This is a genomic window from Delftia sp. ZNC0008 (genome assembly GCF_000799035.1).
Taxonomy (GTDB): domain Bacteria; phylum Pseudomonadota; class Gammaproteobacteria; order Burkholderiales; family Burkholderiaceae_C; genus Comamonas; species Comamonas tsuruhatensis.
In genome coordinates, this window is the sequence record NZ_JTKZ01000493.1 from 1 (window position 1) to 22,842 (window position 22,842).

Sequence of the window (22,842 nt, forward strand, 5' to 3'; positions counted from 1 at the left end):
CCGCGTAGGCCATGGGCCGGTCGGTAGATTTGCCGCTTCGGCTGGCAATCCTGCGTGGATTCTGGCCGGACTTTCCATCTCCATTCGATCCCAAAGCACATAGCACCATGCCCTTCGTCCACACCTATCTGCCCCAGTCCACCTCCACTTCCCAGCGCGATGCCGTCGTGCAGGGCATTCACCGGGCCCTGGTGGAGGGCATCGGCATGCCCGAGGACGAACTGTTCAACATGGTGCATCCGTACGCTCCCGGGCAGTTCGCGTTCAGCCGCAGTTTCAACGGGATGGCGCGTTCGGATGCGGTGGTGGTGGTCGAGATCACCATGCGGCGCGGGCGCAGCGATGCGATGAAGAAGGCCTTGTATGCGGCCATTGCGCGCAATCTGCATGAAGGGGCGGGGGTTGCGCCGGCCGACGTGTTCATCTTCATGCATGAGAACGACTACTCGGACTGGTCCGTGGGCCACGGGCGCTTCGCCATGGGCCTGGTGCAGCAGGTGGGCGCACCCGCCTGATCCGCACAACACCGCTGCAATGAAAAACGGGCCGCGATGGCCCGTTGTTCATGGCGTGGCGGCGGCTCTCAGCTGGTGCGCTGGCCGGTCTGGATCATCTTCATGGCCGAGGTGATCAGGCTGGAGACTTCGGTCATGTTGCTGGGCACGATCAGCGTGGTGGTGGCGTCAGAGGCGACCTGGCCATAGGCCTCGACGGCCTTTTCGGCGACCTTGAGCTGCACGGCCTGCTCGCCACCGGGCTGGCGGATGGCGTTGGCCACGCGTTCGATGGCCTGGGCCGTGGCGTCTGCGACCGCCTTGATGGATTCGGCCTCGCCCTGGGCCTTGTTGATGACGGCCTGCTTCTCGCCTTCGGAGCGGGCGATGAAGGCTTCGCGCTCGCCCGTGGCGATGTTGATCTGTTCCTGGCGGCGGCCTTCGGAGGCTGCGATCAGGGCGCGCTTTTCGCGCTCGGCCGTGATCTGGGCCTGCATGGAGCGCAGGATTTCGGCCGGCGGCGTCAGGTCCTTGATTTCATAGCGCAGCACCTTCACGCCCCAGTTGAGCGCGGCCTCGTCGATGGCGGAGACCACCTGGGCGTTGATCATGTCGCGCTCCTCGAAGGTCTTGTCCAGTTCGAGCTTGCCGATCACGGAACGCAGCGAGGTCTGGGCCAGCTGGGTGACGGCCATGATGTAGTTGGACGAGCCGTAGCTGGCGCGCATGGGATCGGTGACCTGGAAGTAGAGGATGCCATCCACCTGCAGCTGGGTGTTGTCGCGCGTGATGCAGACCTGGCTGGGCACGTCCAGCGGGATTTCCTTGAGGCTGTGCTTGTAGGCCACGCGGTCCACGAAGGGCACGAGGAAGTTCAGGCCGGGCGTGAGCGTGCCGGCGTACTTGCCGAGGCGTTCCTTGACCCAGGCGTGCTGCTGGGGCACGACCTTGATGGACCGTGCGATGAAGATGGCCGCGATGACCAGAATGACGATGGCGATTTCCATGGTGTCTCCAGGCCCCGGAGGGGCGTTCGGTGAAACAAGAGGGCGGCGGGACGGCTGGCGGATGGTGCCTGCCACTATGCCCGATGCAGATGCCCGCGCCGTGAAGCGCGGGCGTGGGGATGGGCAATCAGAGTTTGTCCACCAGCAGCCGGTTGCCGACGACCTCGGCCACGCGGTGCATGCCGGCAGAGGGCAGGTTGCCCGGACGGCTGATCACGGTCCATTGGGCTCCGCGGTAGCGGACCTGGGCCGTGCCGTCGGAGTTCCATTGCTCGACCATGACGGATTCGCCGACATCGAGGTTGACGTCGCGGTTGCTGGAGGCGGGCTGGCGGCTGGGCAGGCGCCGGCGCACCAGGTAGCAGGCCAGTACGAAGGCGCTGCCGAGCACGGCGGCAATGACGAGCTGGGCAATGGGCGCCAGGCCCATGTGGGCGCACAGCGCGCCGACGATGGCGCCCAGTGCCAGCATCAGCAGATAGAAGCTGCCGGTCAGCAATTCGGCGATGACCAATGCGCCGGCGACGAGCCACCAGATGGTGGAATATTCCATTCCCAGACTCCCTGTTTATGACGGTTGCTTGTGTTTAGTGCACCACATTCTGGGTGAAAAGCCGCACGCTTCAAAGGCGCAATAAGGATATTCCTTACACTTCGCGCCTGTTTCGTTTTTTAGGCCCGCTCAGGTTACGGAGGCTGCCCCCATGAAGTTTCGCTTTCCCATCGTCATCATCGACGAGGACTACCGTTCCGAGAACACCTCGGGCCTGGGCATCCGCGCCCTGGCACAGGCCATCGAGCAAGAAGGTTTCGAGGTGCTGGGGGTGACCAGCTACGGCGACCTGTCGCAGTTCGCGCAGCAGCAAAGCCGGGCCAGTGCCTTCATCCTGTCCATCGATGACGAGGAGTTCTCGCTGGGTGGCGAAAGCGATCCCGTGATCCACAGCCTGCGCAGCTTCATCGGCGAAGTGCGCCGCAAGAACGCCGATGTGCCGATCTACATCTACGGCGAGACCAAGACCAGCCGCCACCTGCCCAACGACATCCTGCGCGAGCTGCACGGCTTCATCCACATGTTCGAGGACACGCCGGAGTTCGTGGCCAAGCACATCATCCGCGAGGCCAAGAGCTACCTGGAAGGCGTGCAGCCGCCGTTCTTCAAGGCGCTGCTGGACTATGCGGAAGACGGCTCCTACAGCTGGCACTGCCCCGGACACTCGGGCGGCGTGGCCTTCCTCAAGAGCCCCGTGGGCCAGATGTACCACCAGTTCTACGGCGAGAACATGCTGCGCGCCGACGTGTGCAACGCGGTGGAGGAACTGGGCCAATTGCTGGACCACAACGGCGCCATCGGCGAGAGCGAGCGCAATGCCGCGCGCATCTTCAATGCCGATCACTGCTACTTCGTGACCAACGGCACGTCCACGTCGAACAAGATCGTCTGGCACCACGCCGTGGCGCCCGGCGACGTGGTCGTGGTGGACCGCAACTGCCACAAGTCCATCCTGCACTCCATCATCATGACGGGTGCGATTCCGGTGTTCCTCAAGCCCACGCGCAACCACTTCGGCATCATCGGCCCGATCCCGCAAAGCGAGTTCTCGGTGGAGTCCATCCAGGCCAAGATCGCGGCCAATCCGCTGCTCAAGGGCGTGGATGCCAAGACGGTCAAGCCCCGCGTGCTGACGCTGACGCAGTCCACCTACGACGGCGTGCTCTACAACACCGAGACCATCAAGAGCATGCTGGACGGCTATGTGGCCAACCTGCACTTCGATGAAGCCTGGCTGCCGCACGCTGCCTTCCACCCGTTCTATGGCAGCTACCACGCCATGGGCAAGAAGCGCGCGCGCCCCAAGCACTCGGTGGTGTATGCCACGCAGTCCATCCACAAGCTGCTGGCCGGCATCAGCCAGGCATCGCATGTGCTGGTGCAGGACAGCCAGACCGAAAAGCTGGACCACCACCTGTTCAACGAGGCGTACCTGATGCACACCTCGACCAGCCCCCAGTACAGCATCATCGCCAGCTGCGACGTGGCCGCCGCGATGATGGAGCCGCCCGGCGGCACGGCCCTGGTGGAAGAGTCGATTCTGGAGGCGCTGGACTTCCGCCGTGCCATGCGCAAGGTCGAAGACGAGTTCGGCGACGACGACTGGTGGTTCGAGGTCTGGGGTCCCGAGAAGCTGGCCGATGAAGGCGTCGGCTCGGCCCAGGACTGGATCATCCGCGGCCAGGACGCGGCGCCCAAGCGCTCCAAGGCCAAGAACGGCAAGGAGTTCGACAACTGGCACGGCTTTGGCGAGCTGGCCGACGGCTTCAACATGCTGGATCCGATCAAGTCCACCATCGTGACGCCGGGCCTGGACCTGGACGGCGATTTCTCGGACACGGGCATCCCGGCCTCCATCGTGACCAAGTACCTGGCCGAGCACGGCGTGGTGGTGGAGAAGACGGGCCTGTACTCGTTCTTCATCATGTTCACCATCGGCATCACCAAGGGCCGCTGGAACACCATGCTGACGGCGCTGCAGCAGTTCAAGGACGACTACGACCGCAACCAGCCGCTGGCACGCATCCTGCCCGAGTTCTGCCAGCAGCACCGCCGCTACGAGCGCATGGGCCTGCGCGACCTGTGCCAGCACGTGCACGAGCTGTACGCCAAGTACGACATCGCCCGCCTGACGACCGAGATGTATCTGTCGGACCTCAAGCCCGCGATGAAGCCCAGCGATGCCTACGCCCACATCGCGCACCGCAAGACCGAGCGCGTGGAGATCGACCACCTGGAAGGCCGCATCACCGTGGGCCTGGTCACGCCGTACCCGCCCGGCATTCCGCTGCTGATCCCCGGCGAGGTGTTCAACCGCAAGATCGTGGATTACCTGCTGTTCGCGCGTGAGTTCGCCAAGGAGTGCCCTGGCTTCGAGACCGACATTCACGGCCTGGTGGAGCTGGAGGACGCAGACGGCGAGGTGCGCTACTACGCCGACTGCGTGGCCCAGGCCGCTCCTGCCCGCAAGGCGCCGGCTGCCGGCAAGTCTGCGGCCGGAAAATCTGCAGCGGCCAAGGCTGCGGCCAAGCCGGCTGCCAAGGCTGCGGCAAAGCCCGCTGCCAAAAAGGCCGTGAAGGCTGCTGCCGTCAAGGCGCCGGCCAAGCGCCCCGCAGCGGCCCGCAAGGCCGGGTCGGCGCCGGAAGTCGGCACGGCTGCCAAGCCGGTGCGTGGCCGCAAGATGGTGCAGGTGGGCGATGATGGCCCCTTCGGCCGCACGATCTGATCGGCTGGCCGGCTGACGACGGCCCGTCAAAAAGGCGCGGTGCCCGCAAGGGGCGCCGCGCCTTTTTTCTTGCCCGCTGTTTGCCGCTCACTCCAGGCGGATCCTGGCATCGCGGATCAGCGCGGCCCAGTCCGTCTGCTCCTTGAGCAGGTACCGGGCCGCGTCCTGCATGCTGCCGCCCAGGGCCGTGCTGCCCTCGGCCTGCAGTTGCTGCTGCACGGCGGGCTGCTGCAGGGCCGCGTTCACGGCGGTATTCATCTTCTGCACGACGGCGGCCGGCGTGCCCTTGGGCGCGACGATCAGCTTCCAGTCCACGGCCTCGAAGCCTGCATAGCCCGACTCGGCCACTGTGGGCACCTCGGGCAGGATGGGCAGGCGCCTGGCCGAGGTCACGGCCAGGGCGCGCAGCTTGCCGCCCTTGAGCAGCGGATAGACGGCCTGGGGCGTGCCGAACATGTAGTGCGTCTGCTTGCCCAGCAGGTCGGTCACGGCCGGCGCTGCGCCCTTGTAGGGCACGTTGAGCACCTGGATGCCGGCCTTGAAGGCCAGCATCTCGCCGGCCAGGTGGCCCACCGTGCCCGTCGATGCCAGTCCCTGGCGGATGCCGCCCGGGTCGGCCTTGGCGGCCTTGACCAGGTCCTGCACCGATTTCCATGGCGAGTCCTGCGGCACGACCAGCACCGTGGGCTGGGCGGCGACCAGGGCCACGGGGATCAGGTCGGTGCGGGGGTTGAAGGGCATGCTGGGCAGCAGGGCGGGGTTGATGGCGAGGTTGGCGGTCTGGCCCATGCCGAAGGTATAGCCATCCGGCGCGGACTTGGCCACCGCATCCAGGCCGATGTTGCCGCCTGCGCCGGGCTTGTTGTCCACGACCACGGTCCATTGGTTCAGCGTGCCCACGCGCTCGCTGATCTGGCGCGCGACCGCGTCCGTGCCGCCGCCCGGCGTGTAGGGCACGACCATGCGCACGGCGCGCGAGGGCCAGTTGCCGGGCTGGGCCTGGGCCGCCAGGGGGAGCAGGGCGGCAGCCAATGCGGGCAGGGCGCACAGCAGCAACTGGCGGCGCGGGGCGGAACAGGGGCGGGCCTGGGTCAGTGTCTGAGTCCGGTTTTGGGCGGCCGGGTTGCGGTGGATGGCGGGCATGGTGTTGTCTCCGGGAATTTCTGGGAAAAGGCCTCCCCGCCGGGCGCGCGGCAAGCGTCGTCCGGTGTGGGGTGGATGGGGTGCAAGGTTGCAGGGGCGCCGCGCGTCGGGTGGACGGCGGCGGCTTCAGTGGCTCAGCCTGGCATCAATGGGAGGCCTTGGCGTGGCTGTCGGTGGCCTCGCCCTGGGCCAGGGCCAGGGCCTGCTCGCTGCTGTAGCCCAGTGCGGTGAGGATCTCCAGGCTGTGCTCGCCCAGGCGCGGGGGCGACAGGCGCACATCCAGGCGCTTGCCGTCCAGCGTGAAGGGCAGCAGCACGGTCTTGGTCTCGCGGCCATCGGGCAGGGTGATGGGGGCCAGCGAGCCCGTGGCGTTCAGGTGCGGGTCTTGCAGCAGGTCCTGCGGGCGTGCGATGGGGGCGAAGGGCAGGCCGTTCTTCTCGAAGACCTCGGCAATGTGGGCGGCGCTGTGCGGGGCCATCTTCTCGCGCAGCAGCGGCATCAGCCAGCTGCGCGCCAGCACGCGGTCGTTGTTGCTGCCAAGGCGCGGATCGTCGCGCAGCTCGCCCAGGCCGAAGGCATCGCAGAACAGGCGCCAGGCGCCGTCGCTGACCACGGCCAGGAAGATCTGCTCGCCGCCCTGGACCTCGAACACGTCGTAGATGGCCCAGGCCGAGATGCGTGCCGGCATGGGCGCGGCCGGCTTGCCGGTGACGGCGAACTGCATCATGTGCTGGGCGACCAGGAAGATGTTGTTCTCGAACAGTGCGCTTTGCACTTCCTGGCCGCGCCCGGTCTTCTCGCGCTGGGCCAGGGCAGCCATCGCGCCCATGGCGCCGAACATGCCGCCCATGATGTCGTTGACGCTGGCGCCGGCGCGCAGCGGGTCGCCGGGGCGGCCCGTCATGTAGGCCAGGCCACCCATCATCTGCACCACCTCGTCCAGCGCCGTGCGGTGCTCGTAGGGGCCGGGCAGAAAGCCCTTGTGGCTCACGTAGATGAGGCGCTCGAAGCGGTCCTTGAGGCTGTCGTAGTCCAGCCCCAGCTTGCGCATGGTGCCGGGCTTGAAGTTCTCGCAGACCACGTCGGCCGTGGCGATCAGGCGCAGCGCGGCCTGCTTGCCTTCCTCGGTCTGCAGGTCCAGCGTCACGCTCTTCTTGTTGCGGTTGAACAGCGGGAAAAAGCCGGAGCCCGAACCCAGCAGCTTGCGCGTGGCATCGCCGTCGCGGCCGTGGCCCACGGGCTCGACCTTGATGACTTCGGCGCCCAGGTCGGCCAGCATCATGCCGCAGGACGGGCCCATGACCATGTGGGTGAACTCGACCACGCGGATGCCTGCGTAGGGCAGTGGCGTGGCCTGGCCTGCGGCCGTGTCGGGGGAGGTGGGTTGGCTCATGGGAAAACGGTGAATGAATGTATGGGTTGTCGCCGCGGCTCAGGCCGGTGCGTAGGGGTGGGGCGCAAAGCCCTTGGGCAGTCCGGCCAGCGGCGTCATGCCGTGCAGCTCCTCGCCGGGCAGGCCTGCGGCCAGCGGCTGGCGGGCGGCGATCAGGCGATCGATGTCCACGCCGGTGCGGATGCCCATGGCCTCGAACATGAAGACCAGGTCTTCGGTGACCACGTTGCCCGAGGCGCCCGGCGCGTACGGGCAGCCACCCAGGCCGGCCAGCGAGGCATCGAAGGTGCGCGCGCCAGCCTCGTAGGCGGCCAGGCAGTTGGCCAGGCCCAGGCCGCGCGTATTGTGCATGTGGGCCGCGCCTGCCTGTTCGCCCAGCTCGGCGCGCAGCCGTGTGAACAGGCGCCGCACCTGGGCCGGGTTGGCCATGCCCGTGGTGTCGGACAGGCCCGATTCATCGGCGCCGGCTGCCACGCAGGCCAGGGCCAGTGCAATCACTTCGTCCTCGGGCACCAGGCCCTGCAGCGTGCAGCCGAAGGCCGTGGAGATGCCCGCCTCGATCAGGGCATGCGGTGCGATCTCGTCGCGCAGCGCGGCAATGGCCCGCACCTCGTCCACCATCTGCATGGGGGTCTTGCGCACATTGGCCATGGAATGCGCGGGGCTGGCCGATACGGGCAGGGTGACCTTGTGGACGCCGGCGCGCAGCGCAGCCTCGGCACCGCGCAGATTGGGGACCAGGGCCATCACGGTGATGCCGGGCAGCGTGATGGCGTGGGCGACCACCTCGGCCGCGTCGGCCATCTGGGGCAGCAGCTTGGGCGAGACGAAGGAGCCGACCTCGATCTCCTGCAGGCCCGCATGGGCCAGGGCGTCGATCCACGCCAGCTTGTGCGCTGTGGACATGGTGGAGGCCACGGACTGCAGGCCATCGCGCGGGCCGACTTCGCTGATGAGTACGTCAAAACGGTGGGAGGACATGGGCAGGGACATCCGGTGGTGGGTGGCGATGACCGCAGGATTCGCCTGTTGACATCGGTTGCTTGAGTTGTTCTAATAGATAGAACTTGATTCTCTCTATTGAAATATTCCCTGCTGCACGCGCTATCGTCAAGCCTGCGTGCCTGGGGTTTTCCCTTGGGTGCCTTCGATATGCCTCGCAAATCAGTGACGGAATCGGTAGCCGACGAGAACGCCGCGCCGGGCGGCGTGGCTGCGGTGGACCGGGCCTTGAGCCTGCTGGCCGCCTTTCGCGACGGAGATGACGGGCTGACGCTGGCCCAGCTGTCGGAACGCACGCGCCTGTACAAGAGCACCGTGCTGCGGCTGCTGGCTTCGCTGGAGCATGGCGGCTGGGTGCTGCGCATGGATGATGGCCGCTATGCCGTGGGCCCGGCCGTGGCACGGCTGAACACCGTGTATGCCCGGCATTTCTCGCTGGACAGCGTGATCATGCCCGTGCTGCGTACCCTGGTGCAGGCCACGGGCGAGAGTGCGGCCTACCACGTGCGCCAGGGGCAGGACCGGCTGTGCCTGTACCGCGTGGATTCGCCCCATCCCGTGCGCGACCATGCGCGCACCGGCGATCTGCTGCCGCTGGGGCAGGGTGCGGGCGGGCGGGTGCTGTCCGCGTTCGATGCCGAGCTGTACGCCGCATCGCGCGGCGGCAGCCGCACGCAGCTGGCCCGCGTGCGCGCCGATGGCTACTGCGCCATGGTGGGAGACAGGCACCGGGAGATCGCCGGGATTTCTGCCCCGGTCTTCAAGCGCGATGGAGAGTTGGCAGCGGCACTGACACTGACCATGCCAGCCCACCGCTACGAGGAGCGCCACGCCCGCCATGTGCTGGCGGCGGCGCGGGAGCTGGGGCTCTTGCTGCCCTGAGCCAGGCGTGCGCGGTGCGCGGACTCAGCCCAGCGCCGTGTCCAGCACCATCATCAGCACAAAGCCCAGCATGAGGCCGCCCGTGGCAAAGGCCTCGTGGCCCTTGCGGTGCGACTCGGGAATGATCTCGTGGCTGATCACGAAGAGCATGGCGCCTGCCGCAAAGCCCAGGCCCCAGGGAAGCAGCGCGGCCGAGCCGCTGACGATGACTGCGCCCAGCACGGCGCCCAGCGGCTCCACCAGGCCCGATGCCATGCCCAGCGCCACAGCAAAGCTGCGCTTGTAGCCCGCAGCCAGCAGGGCCACGGCGACCACCAGGCCCTCGGGCACATCCTGGATGGCAATGCCTGTGGCCAGCGCATTGGCGCGCAGTCCGTCGTTGCCCGCATAGCCCACGCCGATGGCCAGGCCTTCGGGCAGGTTGTGCAGGGCAATGGCAAAGACGAACAGCCAGGTGCGCTGCAGCTTGCGCGCGCCTTGCGGGTCCAGGCCTTCGCGGCCCTTGATGAAGTGTTCGTGCGGCAGCAGCCGGTCCATGAGCATGAGCGCCGCGCCGCCCAGCAGGATTGCCGTGCCGATGACAGCGCCTGCCGCCCAGCCCCCGCCCCCAAACAGGCCCTGCGTACGCACCGCTTCCAGCCCCGGCAGGATCAGCGAGAAGGCGCAGGCCGCCAGCATGACGCCGGCGCCAAAGCCGAACAAGGTGTCCTGCGTGCGCTCGGACAGGCGCTGGGACAGCATCACGGGAACGGTGCCCAGGGCTGTCGCCAGCGCGGCTGCCGAGCCGCCGGCCAGGGCCTGGAAGACCACCGGATGGTTCTGGGCATAGGCCCAGAACTGGCTGGTGAGCGCCCAGGCGCCGGCCATCATGATGGCCAGGCCGATCCACAGGCGGATGTTGGACCGTACGCTGGTCTTGGAGCGGAAGCGTTGTGGCAGATCCATGCTGGTCGGGAATGGGTTGGGGCGTTGGCGGGCAGGCTTGGCCGATCAGCCGCGGGCTGCGGCGTAGCGGCGGGCCACTTCGGTCCAGCTGACTACGTTGTAGAACGCCGCGATGTATTCGGGGCGGCGATTCTGGTACTTGAGGTAGTAGGCGTGTTCCCACACGTCCAGGCCCAGGATGGGGGTGGCTCCGGAGCCGATGCCGGCCATCAGCGGGCTGTCCTGGTTGCCGCTGCTTTCCACGGCAAGCTTGCCGTCCTTGCCCACCACGAGCCACGCCCAGCCGCTGCCAAAGCGCGTGAGCGCGGCCTGGGTGAAGGTGGCCTTGAAGGCATCGAAGCCCCCCAGCTCCCTGTCGATGGCCTGGGCCAGCTCGCCCGAGGGGGCGCCTCCGCCACCCTGGTCTGCCGGGGCCATCACGGTCCAGAACAGGCTGTGGTTGGCATGGCCGCCGCCGTTGTTGCGCACGGCGCCGCGCACGCCTTCGGGCAGCAGGGACAGGTCGGCGATCAGCTGCTCCACGGGCTGGCTGCCGTGCGGCGTGTCCTTGAGTGCGGCATTCAGGTTGTTCACATAGGCCTGATGGTGCTTGGTGTAGTGGATCTCCATGGTCTGCGCATCGATATGGGGCTCCAGCGCGTCGTAGGCGTAGTTCAGGGGAGGCAGGGTGTAGTTGCTCATGTGGTTTCTTTCAGGGACTACGGGGGAAATCGGTGCGTCGTAAGGCGTGTGGGGGGGCGAGACCTGCAGTCAGTGCGCCAGCCGCGAGGGCAGGGCCGTTGCCGCGATGTCGAAGACCCGGGACGAGGCCTGCAGTGCCGCATCGATGGGGGCTTGAACGGGAGAGGGCAGGCTGAGGTCAGGGGTTGCTTGCATCTCTGCTGGCTCCGAGGGTTTCAGAGATTCCTTGATATTGATCTGAGAATTGTATTATTCATGAGAATCATTCTCATTCAAAACAAAAATGACCTCAGTCAAGCCGATGTGTATTTCCTTGCGCGTGCAGGCAGGACCCGCAGTCGTGGGTTCCGGGCGAAAAAAAGCCCCGCAGGCGGCAATGCCTGCGGGGCCGGTCGGGTGGCGGTGGCCGCTTAGACCTGGTCGGCCGACAGGCCTGCAGTCTGGCTGAAGCCGCCGTCCACGTAGGTGATCTCGGCCGTCACGCCCGAGGCCAGGTCGGACAGCAGGAAGGCGGCCACATTGCCCACATCCTCGATGGTCACGTTGCGGCGCAGCGGCGATGCATCGGCCACGCGGCCCAGCAGCTTGCCGAAGTCCTTGATGCCCGATGCGGCCAGCGTCTTGATGGGACCGGCCGAGATGCCGTTGGCGCGGATGGCGCGGCCGTCTGCCGTGCGGCCCACGGCCTCGGCCAGGTAGCGCACCGAGGCTTCCAGCGATGCCTTGGCCAGGCCCATGGTGTTGTAGTTGGGGATGGAGCGCAACGCGCCCAGGTACGACAGCGTCAGCAGCGAGGACTTGTCATTGAGGTAAGGCAGGGCCGCCTTGGCCATCGCGGGGAAGCTGTAGGCGCTGATGTCGTGCGCGATCTTGAAGCCCTCGCGCGACAGGCCTTCCAGGAAGTTGCCGGCGATGGCCTCGCGCGGCGCGAAGCCGATGCTGTGCACGAAGCCGTCGAACTTGCCCCAGGTGGCGCCCAGGTCGGCGAACAGCTTGTCGATCTGGGCGTCGTCGGCCACGTCGCAGTCGAAGATCAGCTTGGAGTCGAATTCGGCGGCGAACTCGGTGATGCGGTCCTTGAAGCGCTCGCCCACATAGCTGAACGCCAGCTCCGCGCCCTGTGCGTGGCAGGCCTTGGCGATGCCGTAGGCGATGGAGCGGTTGGACAGAACGCCCGTGATCAGCAGTTTTTTACCGGCGAGAAAGCCCATTGTTGTTCTCCAGAGGAAGTGAGTGGAAGTGCGCAGCAGCTGGCGGCGAAGGCGGGGCCCCGCGTCAGCGTTTGCCAGCGGGCGGCTGGCTGCGTGGTGCAGAATTGTCGCATGCGCCATTGGATGATTTCTTCGCTGCTGCTGGCCTCGGCGTGTGTGCCGGCGTGGGGCTCGCATGCCTATGCCCTGTGGGGAGAGCCCCGCTATGCCGAGGGCTTCAGCCATTTCGACTATGTCAACGCCAAGGCCCCCAAGGGCGGCGAGCTGCGCCTGGTGAGCAACCTGCGCATCTCCACCTTTGACAAGTACAACCCGTTCACCATCAAGGGATCGTCTCCGGCCTATCTGGCCGAACTGATGTTCGACACCCTGCTGTGGCCCTCGCTGGACGAGACCGCCACGGGCTACGGACTGCTGGCAGAGGATGTGCAGGCTGCCCCCGACGGCCTGTCGGCCACGTTCCGGCTGCGGCCGCAAGCGCGCTTTCACAACGGCAAGCCCGTGCTGGCTGCCGATGTCAAGTTCAGCTATGACACGCTGGTGGGGCCGCACGCATTGCCTGGCTACCGATCGCTGTTCTTCGATGTGGCGGGGGTCGACGTGCTGGATGAACGCACGGTGCGCTTTCGCTTCAAGCAGCCGAACCGGGAACTGCCGCTGGTTGTGGGCGCCATTCCCGTCTTCAGCCGCGACTGGGGCATGGAAAACGGCAAGCCCAAGCCCTTCGACCAGGTGGTGACGGATACGCCCATCGGCAGTGGGCCCTACAGGATAGGACCTGTGCGCTTCGGCAAGGACATCACCTATGTGCGCGACCCGGACTACTGGGGGCGCGATCTGCCCGCGCGCGTGGGCACGGCCAATTTCGACCGCATCTCCGTCAAGATCTACCGCGACAACACGGCGAAGCTGGAAGCGCTGAAGGCCGGCGAGTTCGACCTGATGCGTTTTTACAGCGCCGGCGACTGGGCGCGGCGCCTGTACGGCAAGCGCTTCGACCGGGGCGAGCTGGTCAAGGGCGAATTCAGCAACAAGCTGCCCTCGGGGTTCCAGAGCTATGTGCTCAATACCCGGCGCCCTTTGCTGCAGGACGTGCGCGTTCGCCGTGCGCTGGACCTGGCCCTGGACTACGAATGGATGAACCGGCAGATGTTCTACGGCTCCTACCAGCGCGTGCGCGGGCTGTTCGGCAACACGGCCTGCGAGACCCATGGCGAGCCCTCGCCAGAGGAGCTGGCGCTCATGGAGCCCCTGCGCAAGAGCATTCCGCCGGAGGCTTTCGGCCCCATGGCCGAGCCGCCGCGCACCGATGGCAACAACTCGCTGCGTGCCAACCTGCGCCAGGCGCGGCAATTGCTGGCCGATGCCGGCTGGACCATTCAGGATGGCGTGCTGCGCAATGCGCGGGGCCAGGCCATGGAGCTGGAGTACCTGGACAGCAGCGAGTCGGGCATACGCCAGGTCTCGCCCTGGATACGCAATCTGGAAAAGCTGGGCATACGGCTGCGCTTTCGCTCGGCGGACTTTGCGCTGTACCAGCAGCGCGTGGAGAAGTTCGACTACGACATCATCTCCATTGCCTACCAGGGCACGAACAACCCGGGCCAGGAATTCGCCGACCTGTTCGGCAGTCGGGCGGCGGACACGGACGGCTCGGGCAATTTTCCCGGAGTCAAGAATCCCGCCGTCGATGCCTTGATCCGGCGCATGACCGAGGCCAAGACCGAGGCGCAGCTGTTGCCCGCGTGCCACGCACTGGAGCGTGTCATCGCGCATGGACACTACCTGATTCCGCAGTGGAGCGCGGGAACGCACCGCATGGTCTACGACTCCTGGCGGCTGGTGCGGCCCGCCGTGGTTCCCGCCTACGCGAAGGGCGAGAGCTGGGCCATGGATACCTGGTGGGCCCGCATGCCGGTGCTGACCGCGCCGCCTCCATGAGCGGGCGCTGCCGCCGCATCGTTGCGATCCGTTGCATGATGGGCACGCTCCCGGGCCGGGGTGCCCCCCGGCAATCGACATAATGCAGGACTTCTTATGTGGGCCTACATACTCAAACGCTTGCTGCTGATGGTGCCGACCCTGCTGGGCGTGCTGCTGCTGACCTTCGTGGTCGTGCAGTTCGTGCCCGGTGGCCCGGTGGAGCAGTACCTTGCCGAAGCCAAGGCCAGCGTGGGCCGTGGCGGCGAAGGCGGTGGCCTGGCCTACCGTGGCAACCAGGGGGTGGACCCCCAGCGCATAGAGCAGATCAAGGCACTCTACGGCTTTGACAAGCCGGCCCATGAGCGCTTCTTCCAGATGCTCGGGCAGTTCGCGCGGTTCGACCTGGGGCGCAGTTTCTTTCAGAACAAGGATGTCTGGCAGCTGATCAAGGAGAAGCTGCCGGTCTCGGCCAGCCTGGGCCTGTGGACCTTTTTCATCAGCTACCTCGTGGCCGTGCCCCTGGGCATTGCCAAGGCCGTGCGTGCCGGCTCGCGTTTCGACTTCTTCACCACGCTGCTGATCCTGGTGGGCTATGCGATTCCGGGCTTTGTGCTGGGCGTGGCGCTGCTGGTGATCTTCGGCGGGCAGCTGCAATGGTTTCCGCTGCGCGGGCTGACCTCGGCCAACTGGGATGAGCTGTCCTGGGGCGCGCGCATCGTGGACTATCTATGGCATATCGCGCTGCCGGTCACGGCCATGGTGGCGGGCAGCTTCGCCATCACCGCCATGCTCACCAAGAATGCCTTTCTGGAAGAGATCCGCAAGCAATATGTGCTGACAGCCCGCGCCAAGGGCCTGTCGGAGCGGCAGGTGCTTTATCGGCATGTGCTGCGCAATGCGCTGATTCCCATCGTCACCGGCTTTCCGGCCGCCTTCATCGGTGCCTTCTTCACGGGCTCGCTGCTGATAGAAACGCTGTTCTCGCTGGACGGCCTGGGCCTGCTCAGCTATGACAGCGTGATACGGCGCGACTATCCCGTGGTGCTGGGCACGCTGTACCTGTTCACGCTGATCGGCCTGGTGACCAAGCTGGTCAGCGATCTTTGTTATGTGTGGGTGGATCCGCGTGTACGGTTTGACTAGGTACCTTCCGAGCCGCTTCGCGGCTTGCCCGGTATGCACGGCGCCCTGTATCGCGGGGGGCGGACGGGCGGCGCGTGGCGCCGGGCTTCGTTTCCTGGAGCGACATGGACACTGAAATGCAATCCGTTGTGGTTTCTGGAACGGGGCTGCCAGGGGCTGGGGCGCCTGCACCGATGGCGGCGGCGGCGGTTTCGCCGGCGCGGCGGGCCTGGCTGCGGTTCAGGCGCAATCGGCTGGGATATTGGAGCCTGGTCGCTTTTTGCGTGATGGTGGTGCTGAGCCTGGGCGCCGAGCTGATCAGCAACGACCGGCCCCTGGTGGTGCGCTACGAAGGCCAGACCTACTGGCCGCTGTGGAACGATTATTCCGAGAAGACCTTCGGCGGCGACTTCGAGACGGCGGCCGACTATCTGGATCCCTACATCCGGGATCGCCTGAGCCAGGGTGGCAACTGGGCGCTGTACACGCTCAATCCCTACGGGCCGCAGGCGCTCAACTACTTTGCGAGCTTGCCCAATCCGGCGCCGCCCTCGCGCGAGAACCTGCTGGGCACGGACGATCGCGGGCGCGATCTGCTTGCGCAACTGATCTACGGCTTTCGCGTGAGCGTGCTGTTTGCGCTGGCGCTGACGGCCTCCGGCGTGGTGCTGGGCGTGGTGACGGGGGCCATCCAGGGCTTTTTCGGCGGCAGGACCGATCTGGCGTTTCAGCGCTTCATCGAGATCTGGGGCTCCATGCCCGAGCTGTATCTGCTGATCATCTTCAGCGCGGTGCTGGCGCCCAGCGTCTCGCTGCTGCTGGTGCTGCTGTCGCTGTTCGGCTGGATGGGGCTGTCGGACTATGTGCGGGCCGAATTCCTGCGCAACCGCCAGCTCGACTACGTGAAGTCGGCGCGTGCGCTGGGCGTGGGCAATGGCGCGCTGATCTGGCGCCATCTGCTGCCCAACAGCATGACGCCCGTGGTCACCTTTTTGCCGTTTCGCATGAGTGCAGCCATCCTGGCGCTGACTTCGCTTGATTTCCTGGGCCTGGGCGTTCCGCCCGATACGCCCAGCCTGGGCGAGTTGCTGAGCCAGGGCAAGAACAGCATCGATGCCTGGTGGATCTCGCTGTCCACCTTTGCGGTGCTGGTGGTGACGCTGCTGCTGCTGACCTTCATGGGCGATGCGCTGCGCGATGCGCTGGACCCGCGCAAGGCCGCTGCCACCGATGCAGCCCCGGCCGTTGATGCGAAGGACGCCGCATGAACGCAGAGCAGCCGGCAATGGACATGCCTTCCGCCCCCGGTCGCGGCCGGACGCTGCTGTCTGTGCGCAACCTGCGCGTGCGCTTTGGCAGCAAGGACGTGGTGCACGGCGTGAGCTTCGATCTGGCGGCCGGTGAGAAGCTGGCGCTGGTGGGTGAGTCCGGTTCGGGCAAGACCATCACGGCGCTGTCCCTGCTGCGGCTGGCCGGTGACGCCCAGCTGGGCGGGCAGGCGCTTTTCGACGGCCGCGACCTCCTGCGCCTGCCCGAGCGCGAGATGCGGGCCGTGCGCGGCGGCGACGTAGCCATGATCTTCCAGGAGCCCATGACGGCGCTCAATCCGCTGATGACCGTGGGCGAACAGGTGGGCGAGGTGCTGCGCCTCAAGCAGGGGCTGACGCGGGCGCAGTCCCTGGCCCAGGCGGCCGAACTGCTGGCGACCACGGGCATTGCCGAGCCCGTGCGCCGTGCCCGCGCCTTTCCGCATCAGCTCAGCGGCGGCCAGCGTCAGCGCGCCATGATCGCCATGGCACTGGCCAGCAGCCCGCGCCTGCTGCTGGCCGATGAGCCGACCACGGCGCTCGACGTCACGCTGCGCGGACAGATCCTGCAATTGCTCGATGACCTGCAACGCCAGACCGGCATGGCCGTGCTGATGATCACCCACGACCTGCACCTGGTGCGGCGCTTTGCCGATCGCGTGGCGGTGATGGAGCGCGGGCAGCTGGTGGAGCAGGGCGAGGTGCCGGCGGTCATGGCAGCTCCGCGCCATGCCTACACGCGCAAGCTGCTGGCCAGTGTGCCGCGCCGCGATCTGGTCGAGGCGCAGGCCGGTACACCGGGGGCGGCTCCCGAGCCGCTGGTCCATGCGCAGGGCCTCAAGGTCAGCTACCCGGTGCCGTTGACGGGCGTGCGCGGCTGGTTTGGCCAGGGGCGTTTTGTTGCCGTGCAGTCCGCCGACCTGGACCTGATGCCCGGGCGCACCGTGGGTGTGGTCGGGGAGTCGGGCTCGGGCAAGTCCACGCTGGCCCAGGCCGTGCTGGGCCTGCTGCCGCATGAAGGCCAACTGCGCATCGCTGGCCAGGCCTGGAGGCAGCCGGCCACGCGCAACTCGCCGGCCAATCTTGCGCTGCGGCGCAAGGTGCAAGTGGTGTTCCAGGACCCGTATTCATCGCTGTCGCCACGGCTGACGCTGGAGCAGATTGTTGGCGAGGGCCTGCGCGTGCACGCCCCGGCGCTCACGGGGCGGCAGCGCCGTGACCGTGTCGTGGACATGCTGTCTGCCGTCGGGCTGACGGATGAGCAGTTCCCCGGTCTGCTCGATCGCTATCCGCATGAGTTCTCCGGGGGCCAGCGCCAGCGTATCGCCATTGCGCGTGCCCTGGTGCTGGAGCCTGAAGTGCTGGTGCTTGACGAGCCCACCAGTGCGCTGGATGTGACCATTCAGCAGCAGGTGCTGGGCCTGCTGCAGCGGCTGCAGCGCGAACGTGGCCTGGCCTATCTGCTCATCACGCACGATGTGGACGTGATCCGCGCCATGGCCCATGACGTGGTGGTGATGAAGGATGGCGCCATCGTCGAATCCGGCCCCGTGGCCCAGGTGCTGGGCGCGCCGCGTGAGTCCTATACCCAGCGGCTGGTGGAGGCTGCTGGCTTTTCGGGTGACGGCATGCCCGAAGGGTTCTGAGTTCGCCGGCCTGCCGCCGGGCCGCTACCAGCTGCCCGTGGGATTGACACCGTCCTGAAGAATCCACTGCACCTTGTCCACGGGCACGCCCAGCAGCCGGGCCTGGGCCAGCAGGCGCGCTGCCACGCCATCGGGCAGTTCAGGGGTGCGCGAAAGAATCCAGAAATAGCGCAGGTCCGAGCCGACCACCATGGCCCAGCGGTAGTCGGCATCCAGGGCCACCACGTTGTAGCCGCCGTAGAACGGTCCGAAGAACGAGACCTTGAGCGCCGCAACGCCGGGTCCATGCACCGTGCGGGCCTTGCCTTCAGCGGACTTCCAGCGCCGGCGGCCTGCGTCGTAGCCCCGGTTCAGCACATGCACGCTTCCATCGGGAAGCGGCGTGTATTCGGCCTGGGTGCGCTCCAGGCCTTTTTCGAAGCGGTGGTCTATGCGGGCCACCTCGTACCAGCGGCCCATGTAGCGCTGGATGTCCCAGCCGCGTACGGGCTCCACTGTGGCAGGAATGGGCGGGTTGCGCAGGCCCTTCCAAAGCAAGGCGGCTGCAGCGGCCCCGACGGCAAGCCCAGCCAGGCCTGCCGCGGGCCGAACCCAGGCAGGGCGGGGTGTGGACGGGGTGGTGACTTCTGTGCGTGGTTGGCGGGGTGACATCGTGCGGAACTCCGTGTTCAGGCAGGAGCGCATGCCAGGGGCATCATGTGCGCTTGGCAGCGTGCTCCTACTTTAGGACAGAACGCCGGGCCGCGGTGTAGGCCGGCGCTGCCGGAACTGCGGCTGTGCGGGCTGCGCAACGCAGGAACTTTCCCTATGCCGGAGCAGGCCATGTGTTTTTTTATGCGCGGGCCTGCAGGTCTATGGCCTAATTGCGCGTTCTCATTTTTTTGAAGAAGGAAATGCCATGGGCAACAAGATCGTTACCGAAGCCGACCGCAAGTTCACTCCCCAGCCTCCCCTGCCCAACGGCGTCACCCTGCCGACGCCCGGCCGTGGCCAGCGCGTGAGCCGCGCCCGTGGCGCCCACACCCATACCAAGAAGAACCCCGGCAAGCGTCACCGCTGAGCACGGCTGGCCGCATGCATGACTGCTGCGGCCGCGTTCCGAAAGCAAGAGCCCTCGAAAGAGGGCTTTTGCTTTTGGGGCGAATGCGCTCAGTGCTGCAGTGCCTGGAGCTTGCGGCGCAGCATCTGCACTTCCTCGATCAGGTCCGCCGTCAGCGCGGCCAGTTGAGGGTCGGCATCGAAGCTGTGCTCCAGATGGGCTATGCGGCGCGCACGCACCAGCATGTGGCTGCTGAAGCGCCACTGTGCCTGCGCGTCGGCCGCGTCGCCGGCCGGCTCGTTCTCGCAGTACAGCACCCCGGTCTGCACGCGCTCCACCACCCAGGCGGTGTTGCGCTGGCAGTGGCGGGCGAGATCCTGCAGGTCCAGAGCGCCTTCGCCCAGCAGTTCTGCGGGCTCGTAGAAGGGATACAGCGGCGTGCTCATCGCGTGGCTCCTTGGCCCGCTGCGTGCTGGCGGGCATCGAACGAAGGAAAGGCCTGGGCCAGTGCTGTATAGGCCTGGCGCTGGGCGTCGGTCTTGGGCTCGGGCAGGGCGATGCCCAGCACCAGGTACAGGTCGCCCGGCGTGGCGGCTGGCAAGCCCTTGCCCTTGATGCGCAGCTTGCGGCCAGCGCGGCTGCCCGCGGGCACGCTGACCTCGAATTCACCGGCAATGGTGGCCACGCGGACCGGGCCGCCCAGTGCGGCTTCCCAGGGAGCCAGGGACACGGGCTGGTAGACATCCTTGCCCTCGGCCCACCAGCGCGGGTCGTGGCGCAGGTGCACTTCCAGCAGCAGATCGCCTGCCGGACCGTTGCCCAGGCCCGGGCCCCCCTGGCCTGCCAGACGGATCATCTGGCCTTCGCGCACCCCCTTGGGAATGCTGACCTGCAATTCCTTGTCCCGCGCCACCGGCCGCCCGTCCTCATCCAGCACCGTGCTGCGCAGGTGCAGGCTGCGCTGGGCGCCGTGGTAGCTGTCCAGCAGGTCCAGCTCGATGCTGGCGTGCTGGTCCTGCCCCCGCAGGTCGGGTGGAGGTCGGTGCTGCCCGCCGCCCGCATGGCGCGCGCGGGCGCCCTGGCCGAACATCTGCGAGAAGAATTCGCTGAAATCCGCATCGCCGTCCGGCATGGCGCCATCGCCGCTGCGAAAGTGGAAGTCCTGACCTTCCCAGTCCGGTGGCGGCTGGAATCCGCCGGCGCCTGCGCTGCGGCGGGGCGCATCGGCCAGCGCGTCGTAGGCGGCACGCTTTTCGGGATCGGACAGCACGGCGTTGGCTTCATTGATCTCGGCCATGCGTTGCGAGGCATCCGCTTCCTTGCTGATGTCCGGGTGGTACTTGCGCGCCAGCTTGCGGTAGGCCTTCTTGATCTCGTCAGCACTGGCCTGCCGGTCCACGGCCAGGATGCGGTAGTAGTCCTTGTATTCCATGAATTTCCGTCCTCCAGCCCTTGCGGGCGATGTTCTGGACAAGCCAGAAGCCAGCATAGCCCGGTCATGGCAGGGTCTCAACCGATGGGCCTTTTCCTGCTGGACTGGCATCTTGTGACGGGTTTACTACATTCGCGCGTCGGCAGGACGCAAAAGGAGGCGTCGGACATGGCACATGGCAGGCGATGGCGGTACGGGACAGGGCTTTCAGGCGTCAAGGGGGCAAGGAGCGTGCTGGGCGCATGGCTGGCGGCCTGTGCATGCGGCGTGATGGCGCAGTCCGCCCAGCCGGCACCGGGCGTGCCGATGGCGGACCTGCCCCCCGCCGTGGTCAGTGCGCCTCTGCCCGATGTGGGCTCCATGGCGTCCAGGGTGCTGGCCTGCACGGCCTGCCATGGTCCCGAGGGACGGGCCACACCCAGCGGCTACTTTCCTCGCATTGCGGGCAAGCCTGCGGGCTATCTTTACCGCCAGCTCAAGAATTTCCAGCAGGGGCGCCGCAGCTATCCGGCCATGAACCGGCTGATCGAATTCATGTCGGACGACTATCTGCGCCAGATCGCCGTGCATTTCGCAAGCCTTGAGCTGCCCTATGCGTCGCCCGTGCCGGCGCAGCTGCCGCCCGCCGACCTCGCGCGTGGCGAGCAGCTGGTGCTGCAGGGCGACGCGCAGCGGGGCCTGCCCGCCTGTGCTGCCTGCCATGGCCAGCGGCTCATGGGCGCGGGCGACGATATCCCGGGTCTGCTGGGCCTGTCACGCGACTATCTCAACAGCCAGATCGGCGCCTGGCGCTCGGGCCAGCGTCAGGCGGCCGCTCCCGATTGCATGGACCAGGTGGCCAAGGCGCTGACGCCGCAGGAAGTCGTGGCCGTCACGGCATGGCTGTCGTCGCGGCCTGCATCGGCGACGCCGGGAGGACATGAGGCCTTGGCGCGCTCCTTGCCGCTGCGCTGCGGTGCGGTGGCCGCTGTGGGCGGTCAGGAGGGCAGGCCATGAGTATCCAAGTGGAAAATCCGGCCAGCGCGAGCGTACGCGGGCGGTGGCCCCTGCTGGCTCTTGTGGTCCTGGTCCTGGTGGGGCTGCTGCTGGTCTGGCTCAACCTGCGGGGGGAGCAGGGGGTTCATGCCTATGGCCACGGCGGCTGGTCGGGATCGACCGAAACACAGGCCGCCCTGGTCGAGCGCGGCGCCTACCTTGCGCGGGTAGGCAACTGCGCTGGCTGCCACACGGCGGCGGGCGGTGCCGAATATGCGGGCGGGCGGGGCTTGCCCACCGCGTTCGGCACGCTGTACACCAGCAATCTCACCTCCGACAAGGAGACGGGCTTGGGACTGTGGTCGGCGCAGGACTTCTGGCGTGCGCTGCACAACGGGCGCTCGCGCGAAGGGCGCCTGCTGTATCCCGCCTTCCCGTATGACAGCTACACCCGCGTGACGCGCGCCGATTCGGACGCCTTGTTCGCCTATCTGCAAAGCCTGCCCGCCGTGCGCGCGCAGACGCCGCCGCATGCGCTGGACTTTCCCTATGGCTGGCAGGGGTCGCTGGCCGTCTGGCGGGCGCTGTTCTTCTCGCCGAAGGATTGGCAGGACCAGCCAGGGAAGGCCCCGGCCTGGAATCGCGGCGCCTATCTTGCCCAGGGGCTGGGCCATTGCGCGGCCTGCCATGCGCCGCGCAATGGCCTGGGTGCCTCCGGCCAGGCCATGTCCGGCGGCTTTGTGGCAGGGCAGTCCTGGTATGCGCCTTCGCTGCTCGATCCCGGCGAGGCGGGTGTGCGTGCCGGCCAGGAGTCCGCCTGGGTGCAGTTGCTGCAGACGGGGTCCGGCCCTTCAGGCTCGGCACTGGGCCCCATGGCCGAAGTCGTGGCGCGCAGCACCCAGCACTGGCAGCCAAAGGATCTGCAGGCGCTGGCTTCCTATCTGCAGGAGCAGGGCGCTGCTGCCCCATCTGCCGGCACAGACGGGCACGGCGCCATCAAGGCTGTGCAGCCCGGGCAGATGGCCTTGGGGCGGGCCGTGTACGAACGGCAGTGCGCGGTCTGCCATGGTGCGCAGGGCCAGGGAACACCGGGCGCGTTTCCTGCGCTGGCCGGCAATGCCTCCGTGACCATGGCCGAGCCGCGCAACCTGCTGCTGGTGCTGCTGGACGGTGGCTATCCCCCGTCCACGCGGCAACAGCCGCAGCCGCATGGCATGCCGCCCTTTGGCCATGTGCTGTCTGACGCACAGGTGGCCGCCGTGGCCAGCTATGTGCGCAATGCCTGGGGCAACAAGGCGGCGGAAATCGGTACCATGGAGGTTTATCGCGCCCGGGAAGGGCGTGGTTTCTGAGAGGTTTTCC

22 protein-coding genes are annotated in these 22,842 nt (G+C 67.1%); 10 read left to right on the forward strand and 12 right to left on the reverse strand.

Annotated elements, in window-relative coordinates; all coding sequences use genetic code 11:
• Positions 1-107 precede the first annotated feature (107 nt).
• Positions 108-515 carry a tautomerase family protein gene (locus tag L995_RS16450; RefSeq protein WP_047472670.1) on the forward strand — a complete coding sequence of 136 codons (408 nt, stop codon included), beginning with the start codon at positions 108-110 and terminating at the stop codon, positions 513-515.
• A 68-nt stretch (positions 516-583) separates the two neighbouring features.
• Here L995_RS16450 and L995_RS16455 read toward each other — a convergent pair whose 3' ends face one another.
• On the reverse strand, positions 584-1,501 hold the full coding sequence (locus tag L995_RS16455; protein WP_016448907.1) for an SPFH domain-containing protein: 918 nt from the start codon (positions 1,499-1,501) through the stop codon (positions 584-586).
• A gap of 127 nt (positions 1,502-1,628) precedes the next feature.
• Positions 1,629-2,054: an NfeD family protein gene (locus L995_RS16460; protein ID WP_016448906.1), complete on the reverse strand. Its 426-nt coding sequence runs from the start codon at positions 2,052-2,054 to the stop codon at positions 1,629-1,631.
• A 151-nt stretch (positions 2,055-2,205) separates the two neighbouring features.
• On the opposite strand from L995_RS16460, the gene L995_RS16465 reads away from it, so the two are divergent.
• On the forward strand, positions 2,206-4,779 hold the full coding sequence (locus tag L995_RS16465) for an arginine/lysine/ornithine decarboxylase (RefSeq protein WP_047472671.1): 2,574 nt from the start codon (positions 2,206-2,208) through the stop codon (positions 4,777-4,779).
• A gap of 87 nt (positions 4,780-4,866) precedes the next feature.
• Here L995_RS16465 and L995_RS16470 read toward each other — a convergent pair whose 3' ends face one another.
• The 3 genes from L995_RS16470 to L995_RS16480 all read right to left on the reverse strand — a co-directional run bounded on the left by L995_RS16470 (position 4,867) and on the right by L995_RS16480 (position 8,308).
• Positions 4,867-5,922 (reverse strand): Bug family tripartite tricarboxylate transporter substrate binding protein, encoded by a 1,056-nt coding sequence (locus tag L995_RS16470; RefSeq protein WP_017403993.1) that lies wholly within the window; start codon positions 5,920-5,922, stop codon positions 4,867-4,869.
• Between the two features lie 145 nt (positions 5,923-6,067).
• Positions 6,068-7,315 carry a CaiB/BaiF CoA transferase family protein gene (locus tag L995_RS16475; RefSeq protein ID WP_047472672.1) on the reverse strand — a complete coding sequence of 416 codons (1,248 nt, stop codon included), beginning with the start codon at positions 7,313-7,315 and terminating at the stop codon, positions 6,068-6,070.
• Positions 7,316-7,354: 39 nt separating this feature from the next.
• Positions 7,355-8,308 carry a hydroxymethylglutaryl-CoA lyase gene (locus tag L995_RS16480; RefSeq protein WP_047472673.1) on the reverse strand — a complete coding sequence of 318 codons (954 nt, stop codon included), beginning with the start codon at positions 8,306-8,308 and terminating at the stop codon, positions 7,355-7,357.
• Between the two features lie 159 nt (positions 8,309-8,467).
• Between L995_RS16480 and L995_RS16485 the strand changes: the two genes are divergently transcribed.
• Positions 8,468-9,199, forward strand: a complete 732-nt coding sequence (locus L995_RS16485) for an IclR family transcriptional regulator (RefSeq protein WP_047472675.1) — start codon at positions 8,468-8,470, stop codon at positions 9,197-9,199.
• A 24-nt stretch (positions 9,200-9,223) separates the two neighbouring features.
• Here the strand turns inward: L995_RS16485 and L995_RS16490 are convergent, their stop codons facing one another.
• From L995_RS16490 to fabI, 4 genes are all read right to left on the reverse strand, one after another.
• Positions 9,224-10,144, reverse strand: coding sequence for a ZIP family metal transporter (locus L995_RS16490; protein WP_016448900.1), 921 nt, complete (start codon positions 10,142-10,144; stop codon positions 9,224-9,226).
• 45 nt (positions 10,145-10,189) lie between these two features.
• Positions 10,190-10,825: a superoxide dismutase gene (locus L995_RS16495; RefSeq protein WP_047472676.1), complete on the reverse strand. Its 636-nt coding sequence runs from the start codon at positions 10,823-10,825 to the stop codon at positions 10,190-10,192.
• 69 nt (positions 10,826-10,894) lie between these two features.
• On the reverse strand, positions 10,895-11,020 hold the full coding sequence (locus L995_RS34685) for a hypothetical protein (protein WP_269431527.1): 126 nt from the start codon (positions 11,018-11,020) through the stop codon (positions 10,895-10,897).
• A 215-nt stretch (positions 11,021-11,235) separates the two neighbouring features.
• Positions 11,236-12,036 carry an enoyl-ACP reductase FabI gene (fabI, locus tag L995_RS16500; protein ID WP_016448897.1) on the reverse strand — a complete coding sequence of 267 codons (801 nt, stop codon included), beginning with the start codon at positions 12,034-12,036 and terminating at the stop codon, positions 11,236-11,238.
• A gap of 123 nt (positions 12,037-12,159) precedes the next feature.
• On the opposite strand from fabI, the gene L995_RS16505 reads away from it, so the two are divergent.
• The 4 genes from L995_RS16505 to L995_RS16520 all read left to right on the forward strand — a co-directional run bounded on the left by L995_RS16505 (position 12,160) and on the right by L995_RS16520 (position 18,034).
• On the forward strand, positions 12,160-13,977 hold the full coding sequence (locus L995_RS16505) for an extracellular solute-binding protein (protein ID WP_016448896.1): 1,818 nt from the start codon (positions 12,160-12,162) through the stop codon (positions 13,975-13,977).
• Positions 13,978-14,073: 96 nt separating this feature from the next.
• Complete coding sequence (locus tag L995_RS16510; protein WP_016448895.1) at positions 14,074-15,102, forward strand: microcin C ABC transporter permease YejB; 1,029 nt, start codon at positions 14,074-14,076, stop codon at positions 15,100-15,102.
• A 173-nt stretch (positions 15,103-15,275) separates the two neighbouring features.
• On the forward strand, positions 15,276-16,349 hold the full coding sequence (locus L995_RS16515; RefSeq protein ID WP_082001570.1) for an ABC transporter permease: 1,074 nt from the start codon (positions 15,276-15,278) through the stop codon (positions 16,347-16,349).
• Complete coding sequence (locus L995_RS16520; RefSeq protein ID WP_046240372.1) at positions 16,346-18,034, forward strand: ABC transporter ATP-binding protein; 1,689 nt, start codon at positions 16,346-16,348, stop codon at positions 18,032-18,034. The genes L995_RS16515 and L995_RS16520 overlap by 4 nt, the downstream gene beginning before the upstream one ends.
• Before the next feature lie 24 nt (positions 18,035-18,058).
• On the opposite strand, the gene L995_RS16525 is transcribed toward L995_RS16520, so the two are convergent.
• The gene (locus L995_RS16525; RefSeq protein ID WP_016448892.1) at positions 18,059-18,685 is read right to left on the reverse strand and encodes a lipocalin family protein; all 627 of its coding nucleotides are present in this window, start codon (positions 18,683-18,685) and stop codon (positions 18,059-18,061) included.
• Positions 18,686-18,932: 247 nt separating this feature from the next.
• On the opposite strand from L995_RS16525, the gene L995_RS33865 reads away from it, so the two are divergent.
• On the forward strand, positions 18,933-19,094 hold the full coding sequence (locus tag L995_RS33865; RefSeq protein ID WP_012204826.1) for a hypothetical protein: 162 nt from the start codon (positions 18,933-18,935) through the stop codon (positions 19,092-19,094).
• 89 nt (positions 19,095-19,183) lie between these two features.
• Here the strand turns inward: L995_RS33865 and L995_RS16530 are convergent, their stop codons facing one another.
• Positions 19,184-19,519, reverse strand: a complete 336-nt coding sequence (locus tag L995_RS16530) for a MerR family transcriptional regulator (protein WP_047217228.1) — start codon at positions 19,517-19,519, stop codon at positions 19,184-19,186.
• The gene (locus tag L995_RS16535) at positions 19,516-20,505 is read right to left on the reverse strand and encodes a DnaJ C-terminal domain-containing protein (protein WP_047472677.1); all 990 of its coding nucleotides are present in this window, start codon (positions 20,503-20,505) and stop codon (positions 19,516-19,518) included. The genes L995_RS16530 and L995_RS16535 overlap by 4 nt, the downstream gene beginning before the upstream one ends.
• A gap of 168 nt (positions 20,506-20,673) precedes the next feature.
• Here L995_RS16535 and L995_RS16540 point away from each other — a divergent pair, with 168 nt between their 5' ends.
• Together L995_RS16540 and L995_RS16545 are read left to right on the forward strand one after the other, a co-directional pair.
• Positions 20,674-21,501 (forward strand): c-type cytochrome, encoded by an 828-nt coding sequence (locus tag L995_RS16540; RefSeq protein ID WP_047472678.1) that lies wholly within the window; start codon positions 20,674-20,676, stop codon positions 21,499-21,501.
• Positions 21,498-22,832, forward strand: coding sequence for a c-type cytochrome (locus L995_RS16545; RefSeq protein ID WP_047472679.1), 1,335 nt, complete (start codon positions 21,498-21,500; stop codon positions 22,830-22,832). Before L995_RS16540 ends, L995_RS16545 begins: the two co-directional genes overlap by 4 nt.
• Positions 22,833-22,842 lie beyond the last annotated feature (10 nt).

Bases quoted from the DNA above. Each gene is read 5' to 3' on its own strand.
- L995_RS16450 (WP_047472670.1), top strand. From the start codon at position 108: ATGCCCTTCGTCCACACCTATCTGCCCCAGTCCACCTCCACTTCCCAG.
- L995_RS16455 (WP_016448907.1), bottom strand. From the start codon at position 1,501: ATGGAAATCGCCATCGTCATTCTGGTCATCGCGGCCATCTTCATCGCA.
- L995_RS16460 (WP_016448906.1), bottom strand. From the start codon at position 2,054: ATGGAATATTCCACCATCTGGTGGCTCGTCGCCGGCGCATTGGTCATC.
- L995_RS16465 (WP_047472671.1), top strand. From the start codon at position 2,206: ATGAAGTTTCGCTTTCCCATCGTCATCATCGACGAGGACTACCGTTCC.
- L995_RS16470 (WP_017403993.1), bottom strand. From the start codon at position 5,922: ATGCCCGCCATCCACCGCAACCCGGCCGCCCAAAACCGGACTCAGACA.
- L995_RS16475 (WP_047472672.1), bottom strand. From the start codon at position 7,315: ATGAGCCAACCCACCTCCCCCGACACGGCCGCAGGCCAGGCCACGCCA.
- L995_RS16480 (WP_047472673.1), bottom strand. From the start codon at position 8,308: ATGTCCCTGCCCATGTCCTCCCACCGTTTTGACGTACTCATCAGCGAA.
- L995_RS16485 (WP_047472675.1), top strand. From the start codon at position 8,468: ATGCCTCGCAAATCAGTGACGGAATCGGTAGCCGACGAGAACGCCGCG.
- L995_RS16490 (WP_016448900.1), bottom strand. From the start codon at position 10,144: ATGGATCTGCCACAACGCTTCCGCTCCAAGACCAGCGTACGGTCCAAC.
- L995_RS16495 (WP_047472676.1), bottom strand. From the start codon at position 10,825: ATGAGCAACTACACCCTGCCTCCCCTGAACTACGCCTACGACGCGCTG.
- L995_RS34685 (WP_269431527.1), bottom strand. From the start codon at position 11,020: ATGCAAGCAACCCCTGACCTCAGCCTGCCCTCTCCCGTTCAAGCCCCC.
- fabI (WP_016448897.1), bottom strand. From the start codon at position 12,036: ATGGGCTTTCTCGCCGGTAAAAAACTGCTGATCACGGGCGTTCTGTCC.
- L995_RS16505 (WP_016448896.1), top strand. From the start codon at position 12,160: ATGATTTCTTCGCTGCTGCTGGCCTCGGCGTGTGTGCCGGCGTGGGGC.
- L995_RS16510 (WP_016448895.1), top strand. From the start codon at position 14,074: ATGTGGGCCTACATACTCAAACGCTTGCTGCTGATGGTGCCGACCCTG.
- L995_RS16515 (WP_082001570.1), top strand. From the start codon at position 15,276: ATGGCGGCGGCGGCGGTTTCGCCGGCGCGGCGGGCCTGGCTGCGGTTC.
- L995_RS16520 (WP_046240372.1), top strand. From the start codon at position 16,346: ATGAACGCAGAGCAGCCGGCAATGGACATGCCTTCCGCCCCCGGTCGC.
- L995_RS16525 (WP_016448892.1), bottom strand. From the start codon at position 18,685: ATGTCACCCCGCCAACCACGCACAGAAGTCACCACCCCGTCCACACCC.
- L995_RS33865 (WP_012204826.1), top strand. From the start codon at position 18,933: ATGGGCAACAAGATCGTTACCGAAGCCGACCGCAAGTTCACTCCCCAG.
- L995_RS16530 (WP_047217228.1), bottom strand. From the start codon at position 19,519: ATGAGCACGCCGCTGTATCCCTTCTACGAGCCCGCAGAACTGCTGGGC.
- L995_RS16535 (WP_047472677.1), bottom strand. From the start codon at position 20,505: ATGGAATACAAGGACTACTACCGCATCCTGGCCGTGGACCGGCAGGCC.
- L995_RS16540 (WP_047472678.1), top strand. From the start codon at position 20,674: ATGGCACATGGCAGGCGATGGCGGTACGGGACAGGGCTTTCAGGCGTC.
- L995_RS16545 (WP_047472679.1), top strand. From the start codon at position 21,498: ATGAGTATCCAAGTGGAAAATCCGGCCAGCGCGAGCGTACGCGGGCGG.